The 9,611-nt window shown below is 66.5% G+C and carries 5 protein-coding genes; 4 read left to right on the top strand and 1 reads right to left on the bottom strand.

What is annotated here, in order from left to right; genetic code table 11:
* Window positions 1–6 precede the first annotated feature (6 nt).
* Window positions 7–1,062: a hypothetical protein gene (locus OG199_RS35450; protein WP_207314482.1), complete on the bottom strand. Its 1,056-nt coding sequence runs from the start codon at window positions 1,060–1,062 to the stop codon at window positions 7–9.
* Between the two features lie 205 nt (window positions 1,063–1,267).
* Here OG199_RS35450 and OG199_RS35445 point away from each other — a divergent pair, with 205 nt between their 5' ends.
* The 4 genes from OG199_RS35445 (at window position 1,268) to OG199_RS35430 (ending at window position 9,203) form a co-directional block, all read left to right on the top strand.
* Complete coding sequence (locus tag OG199_RS35445) at window positions 1,268–1,972, top strand: nucleotidyltransferase domain-containing protein (protein ID WP_207314483.1); 705 nt, start codon at window positions 1,268–1,270, stop codon at window positions 1,970–1,972.
* A 547-nt stretch (window positions 1,973–2,519) separates the two neighbouring features.
* Window positions 2,520–3,728 carry an IS701 family transposase gene (locus tag OG199_RS35440; RefSeq protein ID WP_405827786.1) on the top strand — a complete coding sequence of 403 codons (1,209 nt, stop codon included), beginning with the start codon at window positions 2,520–2,522 and terminating at the stop codon, window positions 3,726–3,728.
* A gap of 328 nt (window positions 3,729–4,056) precedes the next feature.
* Window positions 4,057–7,311, top strand: coding sequence for an N-6 DNA methylase (locus tag OG199_RS35435; RefSeq protein WP_405832910.1), 3,255 nt, complete (start codon window positions 4,057–4,059; stop codon window positions 7,309–7,311).
* 785 nt (window positions 7,312–8,096) lie between these two features.
* A complete protein-coding gene (locus OG199_RS35430; RefSeq protein WP_207314485.1) occupies window positions 8,097–9,203 on the top strand; it encodes a hypothetical protein in 1,107 nt (368 codons plus the stop codon).
* Window positions 9,204–9,611: the final 408 nt, after the last annotated feature.

Below are 9,611 nucleotides of genomic sequence, written 5' to 3'. Positions count from 1 at the left end.
CCGGAATCAGAAGCGCGACAAGGAACTCGCCTCGTAGCGCAGTTGGTAGGTACGCAGACCCTCGCCGTTCATCCGGTAGATGGTGATCACGGACAGAAACTGCTCCTTGATCTCCATGGTGCGCCGCCGCTCCTTCCCGTCAATGTCGCTGATCCACTGTTCGATGTGCTTCGGGAGCTTGAACGCCAACTCGTAGGAGCCGGGCGCCTCTACCGGAGCCAGTGTCCACTCCGCCACCGTCCCGCTGCCGCGCCTCTTGATGCGCACCGCATGGTCCGGTCGGGCGTCCGCGTACTGCAGGAACCGACTGTGGTCATCCGCAGCCAGCGGAAGGATGAAGGGCGCGGAGGGAAATCCGAGCAGCAGCTCCGTCTCACTGCGCTGGCGGAGAGCCGCAACCAGCTGGTCGAGCGCGGCGCGGGCGGCGTCCTTGAACTTCCCCTCAGCAATGTCAGCCGAGGGCAGGAAGTGCACCGGGGATGTCTCCAACGCTGTCCGCAGCTGTCGTCGCATCCACGTCACGGGGAACCCTGGGGGCTTGGGCAGGTACTTCTCCTGTGCCTGGAACAGGCTCCACGCGGTGCTGCCGATGGCGCCGAGCAGCCAGGTGAACGAGGCGCCGGAGAGATCCACCAATGAGATCTGGTGAGCCAGCGCATATCTCTGCGCATCCGCCGTGAAGCCGCCCGCGGAGAACAACGCGTACGAATACTGATAGCGCTGTCGGGGGCGTGTGCCCGCATGCGTCATGAAGTTCTCGTTGACGTCGTGGACCACACCATGGGCGTTGCGGACAATCTCCAGCCCACAGGGCTTCTGGTAGAACTTGGCCTCCAGAAACATCCGCACCGGCATGGAGAACGCGGGTGTGAAAGCGAACTCGCCGAGCACGTCTACCTGATGCAGGGCACCACGGCCGCGTACACGAAGCGCCCCCTCTTGATCAACCAGTTCCTCGGGGTCCTGGTCCTCGTGAACCAACAGCCGATACCCACTGAACCGCAGCAGCCAAGCTAGCGATTCCTCCAGCAAGTACCCCCGCAAGACGGCGTCCGTGGCCACCGCTCCCCCTCCCACCGATGCGACACCATGACCCTGCCTGTGATCATCTCATCCAGAGACCGAAGCGGGCAGGAAAGCAGCCCTCCACACCCTGAGGGCAGTTCTGGCGGCGACCCGTGCGCACATCGGGCATGGCGCACACCGCTCACCCGAGCGATTGAACAAACCACATGCGTGACGCGCCCTGGATACCGATAGTGGCTGCATGGATCCGGTTGTCGTCGCCCGCGCCGTAGTAGAGGAACGTCATCCTGTCGCTCGCGCGGCTTTTCTGGGGGGCAGCGTGCTGACGGAGCGCCGCACGGCCTTGTCCGACCTGGACATCGTGGTGCTGTTGCATGGTCCGCCGGCTCCATACAGAGAGAGCCTTCAGTACGGCGACTGGCCCGTGGAGCTCTTCGTGCACACCGAAGAATCCTGGCACGCATTCGTGGACCGGGAAATTCGCAAGCGCCGGTCCCCGCTCCTGTGGATGTGTGCGGATGGCGAACTGCTCTTCGACGTGGATGGGCTCGGCGTGAGTGTGGCTGCCGAAGCCAGGAAGCTGGCCCTCGCAGGTCCGCCAGCGGCAACAGTGGAAGAGATCGAGGACTTCCGATATTCGATCACGGATCTCCTGGACGATCTTGCTGGGTGCACCGATGAAGGTGAGCGGCTGTTCATCGCCTCAGAGCTGGCGAGACGGGCAGGCGAACTGGCGCTGGCGCTCGGCGGGGCGTGGGGTGGCGGCGGGAAGTGGCTGGCACGTCGCCTCGACGACGCAGCGCCCGGCCTCAATGTGCGCCTGCACCATTCTGTTCGTGGGGCGTTGAACGGGCAGACCGAAGCCCTTGTTGGCGTCGTTGACGACGTCCTGGCGCGGGCTGGCGGGCGACTGTGGGCCGGGTATCGGCGCAGTGGGACACCGTGACCGATGGGACGGGCTGCGATGACGCCGATCGACACCGTAAGCGGCTCATCGGCTCCACCGTGGAGCGATGGCTGAAGGTCTGGAGGGTCGTGCTCCGTTCCAGGTGTTGGTGCTGCCGTACCGGCGGACTGAGGGAGGACTGTTCTACGCCGTGTTCCGTCGCTTGGACTGCGCCTACTGGCAGGGTCTGGCTGGTGGTGAGGTGAGAGAAGCGCCGCCCCAGGCCGCCAGGCAACCGAAGAGGCTGGCCTGGCTGGCGACTTAGAGTTCATCGAACTGGATGCCCAGTCGGCGATTCCAGTGGTGAGTGTCACTGGCGAGTTCACGTGGGGCCGGAGGTCTTGGTGATTCTTGAGCATGCATTCGGTGTCCGAGCCGACACATCGGCGTTGGTGCTGTCCAGCGAGCACACCGAGTACAGCTAGTAGGGCTTGGTCATGTGCGGTCCGTGACGGCGTGTCTTCTTGATCGGTCGTGTCGTTGATCGGGTGTGCTGAGTGGGGAGCTGGCTGCGGTCCGGTGTGATCTGGAGGACTTCGCGGCGGAGATGTTCGAGCCGTTCGCGCGGGCGGATCAGCGACGGTGGGGCGGGGTCTATCTACGGGGGCTGCTGCTGGACGGCGGGCGCAAGTCGGTGGAGCCGATGGCTGCCCGCTTGGGCGAGGACGGTAACCGGCAGGCCCTGGCCCACTTCGTCACCTCCAGCCCGTGGGATGCGGCGCATGTGCGGGCCCGGTTGGCCTGGCGTATGCAGCCGGTCATCAAGCCCACCGCGCTGGTCATCGATGACACCGGGTTCCTCAAGGACGGGGATGCGTCGGCGTGCGTGACCCGGCAGTACACCGGCACCGCGGGCAAGGTCACCAACTGCCAGGCCGGGGTCTCGCTGCACCTTGCTTCCAACGGAGCCTCGGTGGCGGTGAACTGGCGTCTGTTCCTGCCCGGGAGCTGGGATCCCGCCTCGCCGAAGGCCGATCCGGCCAAGGTGGCCCGCCGTGACAAGTGCGCCATCCCCGCCCAGATCGGCCATGTCGAGAAGTGGCAGCTGGCCCTCGACATGATCGACGAGACGCGGTCCTGGGGCATCGAGGTGCCCCAGGTCATCGCCGACGGCGGCTATGGCGACACCGCCGCCTTCCGGCTCGGCCTGGAAGAACGCGGTCTCGACTACGTGGTGGGCATCTCGACCACGACCACCGCGCAACCCGAGGACGCACAGCCCTGCACCCCGGCCCACACAGGCCGGGGCAGACCGCCGGTTCCTGCCTACCCCGAGCCTGCCCAGAGGGTGAAGAGCCTGGTCATCGCGGCCGGTAAATCATCCGCACGGCCGGTGCAGTGGAGGGAGGGATCACGGCCGGGCAGTGGCCGCAGTGGGCACAAGCGCATGTACTCGCGCTTCGTGGCCCTGCGGATCCGGCCCGCCGGGCGTGAGATCCGCAAGGCCACGGCCGGCACCGGGCTTCCGGTCCGCTGGCTGCTGGCCGAATGGCCCGCCGACCAGGACGAGCCCGTGCAGTTCTGGCTCTCCAACCTGCCCGAGACCACCCCGTTGCCCGTCCTCGTGCGCACCGCGAAGCTCCGCTGGCGCATCGAGAACGACTACCGCGAGATGAAACAGGCCCTGGGCCTGGCCCACTTCGAAGGCCGGACCTGGCCAGGCTGGCACCACCACGTCACCCTCGTCTCGGTCGCCCACGCCTTCTGCACCCTGCAACGACTGAACCGATCCCCAAAAGAGACGGCGCCGGCCTGACCCTCTACCGAGTCGTCCGCGAGCTGCAGATACTCCTCGTGATCTGGACCGGCGCCTGCCCCACCTGTCACCGTGACATGCCAGACCCCGCACCAACATGACCAAGCACTACTAGTGCTCTGACCGGAAATGATCGCTGAAAGAGAACGACGGCTGACGTCCGGTCGGCTGATCGACGGTTGACGAGGGACGACCGACGACGGTGGCGACGCCCAGGTCCCCAGGTACCGTCACCGGCATGTCGGCGTCCCATGTTCCTCGTGGGCCGGCCCGGCCACCGCCATGGGATGATCAGTCCCATGGAGGGCACCGGCCTGCGGAGGACAGCATGAGTGACGGCACCGGGCATCTGTCCAAGCTCGTCTGGTCGGTGGCCGACCTGCTGCGCGGCGACTTCAAGTCTTCCGAGTACGGGCGGGTGATCCTGCCGTTCACGGTGCTGCGCCGGCTGGACTGCCTGCTGGCCCCGAGCCGACAGGCGGTGCTCGACGAGGCCGAGCGGACCGACGGCGAGCAGGAGCGGGAGCAGCGCCTGACGGCCGCCTCGGGTTGGCCCTTCTACAACTCCAGCCGGTTCTCCATGGAGAGCGTGCTCAGCGATCCGGAGAACGCCGACCGGTTACTCCTGGCCCATGTCGACGGGTACTCCCGGAACGTCAGGGAACTGCTGGACGGCTTCGAGTTCGAGCGGACCGTCACCCGCCTGCACCAGGCCCGACTCCTCTACCGCGTCGTCGCGCAGTTCGTCTCGATCGACCTGGGGCAGATGATCACCGACGACCACATGGAGAGCCTCTTCGAGGAGCTCGTCCGGCGGTTCGCGGAGAGCGGCAACGAGTCGAGCGGGGAGCACTACACCCCCCGGGACGTCGCCCACCTGATGGCCGGCTTCCTCGTATCCGCCGACTCGGACCTCCTGACGTCGCCGCATGCCGTCCGCACCATCCTGGATCCGGCCTGCGGGACGGCCGGCCTGCTGACCGAGGCTGCCTCGTACATCGCGTTGATGAACCCCCAGGCGAACGTCACGCTGTACGGCCAGGAGATCAACCGGGAGTCATGGGCGATCTCCCGTGCCACCATGATGACCAGTGGCCGCCGGGCCTCGACGATCGCCTTCGGGAACGTCTTCGCCGAGGATGGGCACCAGGGAACCGCCTTCGACTACCTCCTCGCCAATCCGCCGTTCGGCGTCAACTGGAAGAAGAGCGAGTACGCGGTCCGGTCGGAGCACGAGCAGCTCGGTTTCGCGGGCCGCTTCGGGGCCGGTCTTCCCCGGATTAACGACGGCTCACTGCTCTTCCTGCAGCACATGCTGGCGAAGATGAAGCCGGTGAGCGCCTCGGGCGAGGGCGGCAGCCGAATAGCGGTCATCTTCAACGGCTCCCCGATGTACTTCGGGGGTGCGGGGTCCGGCGAATCGGACATCCGGCGGTGGATCGTGGAGAACGACTGGCTCGAGGCCGTGGTCGCGCTGCCCGACCTCCTCTTCCCCAATACCGGCATCAGCACCTACCTGTGGGTCCTCAGCAACCGCAAGCTGGTACAGCGCAGGGGTCAGGTGCTGCTGCTGAACGCTCAGGACCAGTGGCAGCGGATGCGTCGCTCCATCGGCTCTAAGCGCAAATACATCACGTCGGACCAGATCGCCGAGATCACCGGGCTCTACCTGGACACCTTGTCCGCCGACCCCGCCCAGCAGCCGGACGACCGGGTCCGCGTGGTCTCCACCCACGAACTGATGTACCAGCGCGTCACGATCGATCAACCGCTGCGACTCCGGTACGAGCTATCCGAGGAGGTCCTGACTCGGCTCGCCGAATCGCGCGTGATCCAGAAGACCCGTGATCCCGCTGCCCTGGTGGCCGCCCTGCGTCCTCTGGTCGGCTCGACGTGGACGAGGGGCCAGGAGGCCGTCACGGCGCTGCGCCGGGCGGTCGCCTCGGCCGGCGTGAGCTGGCCGCGCGGGAAGGTTTTCGAGGCGGCGGTCCGCAAGGCCGTCGGTGTGCGCGATGGCGACGGAGAGCCGCAGCGGATCGGCGAGGCGCACGAGCCGGATCCCGAGCTGCGCGAGTTCGTCCACCTGCCGCTGCAGGTGGATCCGAGCGACCACCTCCGACGTGAAGTGCACCCGACCGCTCCGGACGCCTGGATCGACGACAGCAGGACGCGGGTGGGTTGCGAGATCCCATCAGCGCTCTTCTACCGACCGGAACTCGACGGCCAATTCGAACTGCTGCGCAGCATTGTTCGGTTGGAGACCACCCGGGTTCACCCGCCGCAGCGCGGCGAGGAGCAGGAGGACGGCGCAGACCGGCCCAAGCACCTGCGCGCCCAGGACCTCCACGAGGCGGACTCGGCCGTTGAGCTCCCCGACGCGCCGGAGGATGGGGGGGCGCTGACGCTGTGCTCGGGCGGCATGCTCGTCGGACGGCCGGGGAACTGGCGCCTGCTGCCGCAGGGCTTCGGCGAGGCGGCGACCTCGCTCTTCGTACTGCAGCCGCTCCGCGGCAGTGGCCAGGCGCTCTGCGAGTGGTTGAACTCTCGCAAGGACAAAGGTCAGTACCCCAGCGCTCGCGATCTGCTGGACACGCACGTCCCCGTCGACCTGGTGACCGACAGCGAGGTGGAGAGCCTCCTGGAGACCGTGCAGGAGGGACGGCGCGCACTGCGGACCACGATGTCGGGAATCCTGCCCAACGTCTTCGGCAGCGGCGAACGGGACGTCCAGGGGGTTCGCAACGAGATTAGGTTCGCCGCCCACGAGGCCGGCCTGATCGGCGAACTCGTGCGCCCGCTGGACGACCCGATCTCGCGCGCCGAGTGGAGCTTTCCGCACCACGCCGCCGCGCTGTCCCGTCGGTACCGGGTCAGCACGCACCCAGCGGAGCGGAAGGACGGACTGCTCAAGCTGGGCGAGGGCCTGGCCAGGGTGCTGGGCGTGCTGGCGCTCACCGAGCTGGCCGCGTCGAACGGCTTCTCCCGGAACCTGCGCAAGCAGTTCCGGACCGGCGCCACCTTCGGCACCTGGCTCTGGATCCTCGATCGGCTGGAGGCCGAGGGAATCGAGCCCCGCATCCAACAGCTCGCCACCGTGCGCGACCGGGGAAACGCACGCGCCCTACTGGGCCACATCAAGGACTTCAGGAACACCTCGCACCACGCGCACGGCGTCCGCGCCAGCCACCAACTGGCGGAAGACGTCGAGCGGCTGGAACCGCACATCGTGCGGGCGATCAGTGCGGTCAGCTGGCTCTCTGGGACGCACTGGGACTGGGTGGAGCGGTGCGAGTACCTCGACGAGGGCTCGTACCGGATAGTTGGGCTCCGGCTGAGGGGCAGCCATCCGAGCTGGGAGCCGTTCGAGCGGTCGAGTACCCAGCCGCTTCGTCCCGACCGCATCTACGTGGACAGTGCCCCGTACGGGGCTCCGGTCGACCTCTGGCCGTTCGCTGTCGTCAGCCTGTGCGAGGAGTGTCGGACCCGGGAGCTCTTCCTGCTCAATGAGGCCCGGGACGACCAACTGACGCTCCGCAGCCTGGAGGAGCATTCGCTGGAGATGACGTACGGTCCGCCCGAGTAGCAGCGGAGCGAGGCCGAGCGACCTGGCGCGGCTGCGCCAGGTGCGGGACCGGATCGACCGGGAGTACGCGGAGCCGCTTAAACACCTCAAGGATCACAGGAGACGGCGTGTTTCACGTATCGGGGAAGGTCAGCACACCCACACATGCGGCAGGAGAGCCGTAAAGCGAAGGGCAGACATCCACTTCAGTCTTTGGGCATGACCTTGGGCGATGAGCCTGGCCGCTGCTCATGCGCCAAGCACACAACCGCTGGTGTCGGCGTCCCGCACCTGCACTGATTAGGCAGTTTAGGTAGCCCGATCGACCTGACACCCCATCAGGAACACAGATCGCGGATGTAGTCGCGAAGCGTGCGGGTGTCGTTCTCGTCGTCCTAGTCAGAGGAGTCGGAGAAGCTCATGTCCAAGGACGAGCGTAAGGGCAACAGCCCGGACCCGGAACCCCACCCGACGCCGGATGGCGGATCGTCGAGGACTCGGTGGACCAAGCACGCCCGGCGGCCCCGCAACGAGGCCGGCCTGCATCTGCTCCGAGGGGCCGCAACCGCGGTTGGCGGCGCCGTCGTCGCGTACGGCGGCCTATGGATCCAGTCGCGCTGACCGCAGAAAGTGGGAAACGGAGCGTGGCCGACGGTAGCCGGGCGGCTTGTCCCGCCCGGCATCGCGCGAGCAACACCAGCCGCCTTGGTGAGGCGACAGCCCTGGCAACCCTCCAGGAGGCACACACCGGGACCGGGTGCGTGAGAAGATCCTCCGCCAAGGTTCACTTGCCCTGAAGGATTCCCATGGATGAGCAATTTCTCGACGCTGCGTCGAGTCATGAACTCGAGGAGATACCGCAGTCAGTGGATCAGCGCTTGGTCGAACATAACGGGTCCTACTACCAGGTGCGCCAAGCGGAGCTCGCAGGAGATGTGCACTTCCCACCCGTCAGGAATGGTCTGGACTACTTGGTCAGCGTGGCAGAGCACCTAGAGGGTGGAAGGGAACCAAGTGCAAGAGCCATGAAGTACGCCGTGCTGCACCTGGCTGCGGGCGCCGAAGTGCTTCTGAAGGCGCGTCTGCAGATGGTGCACTGGTCTCTGGTGTTCGCCAACCCCGGGGACGCTACGCGAGAAGCGCTCGAGAACGGAACGCTGAACAGTTGCTCTCCGGAAGAGACGCGTAAGCGCCTGACCAATATGGCGGGTATCAAGTTCAGCCAGAGTGAAAAGGATGCCCTCTCCAACCTGGCGAAACGCCGCAACGCTCTGCAGCACTATGGCTTGGTCGGTGAGAACGCCAAAGCTGGCAAGGTGGAGAGCACCACTGCCCAAGTGCTGAACTTCCTCATCAGTTTCGTCGGTGAGCACATTTTGGAGCACATCACGGATGAGGAGGAACGACGCCACGCGGAGATAGACATGGACCGGATCCGCGGAGGGGTCCGTACGATCCAGGGCTATGTAGCAGAGCGCATGAAGGACCTCGCTCCGGTGCTGGGCCCCGTCAGAGCGCGTACCCTCCAGTGCCCGCAGTGCCGTCAGTTCGCCCTCACTCCGACAATGATCAAAGGCGTGCCCGAGTGGTGCCAGTCGGACGCCAGCCTCTCCCCCTTGTACTGCCACCTCTGCGTGGAGGGCTATGGCGCTCTGGGCCTGGCGCTGGGCTACGCCGTCCACGTTCTCGACCGTGCCGCTCCTGATGCCTCGTACGACGGCGACGCCCCGAACCGGTGTCCCGTCTGCGCGATGAGCAGCCTGGTACGAGGGGCCCGAACCGCTGCCGCTCCAGAGACGCCTATCGACTTCTGCTTCCATTGCGCAGACGTGGTCGATGGGCTGCAAGAGTGCCAGCGCTGTGGCTTCATTTACACCACTGAGCAGGGTCATAGGTGCCGACTCGGTAACTGAATGCCTCGCGCATGAGGACGTCGTCCGCCGGGACGAGCAGCGGGGCCAGGCAGGGCAATCCTGTTCGGGCCCCGCTGTCGTCGGGCCAGCCGATAGTGGCTTTCGACCCGCTACACGGTTTCCGACAGAGCAAGGCCCGGACCAGACGTCCGGGCCTTCGTCCTGTCACTGTCCCGCCCGCCATGTCGAACTCACGCCGAAGGCCGTACCGATGACCCCACCCACCAGGCGGCAGGGGCACCGAACATACCGACCACCGCTACGCTGGACACGACACCAACGCCACCCTTGGGCCAGGCTGAAGCCTCACAGGGACGCTCTCACGCAGAGCCGCAGCAGGACCGCCGACCGCGCGGCGCATTCCCCCGCGGACGACACCACGCAGGTGTCCGCTGTCCTCGATCCCTC

The organism is Streptomyces sp. NBC_01176 (assembly GCF_045039825.1).
Lineage (GTDB): Bacteria > Actinomycetota > Actinomycetes > Streptomycetales > Streptomycetaceae > Streptomyces.
The sequence above is the reverse complement of the archived record's forward strand: the minus strand, read 5'-3'. Positions and strand labels throughout refer to the sequence as shown.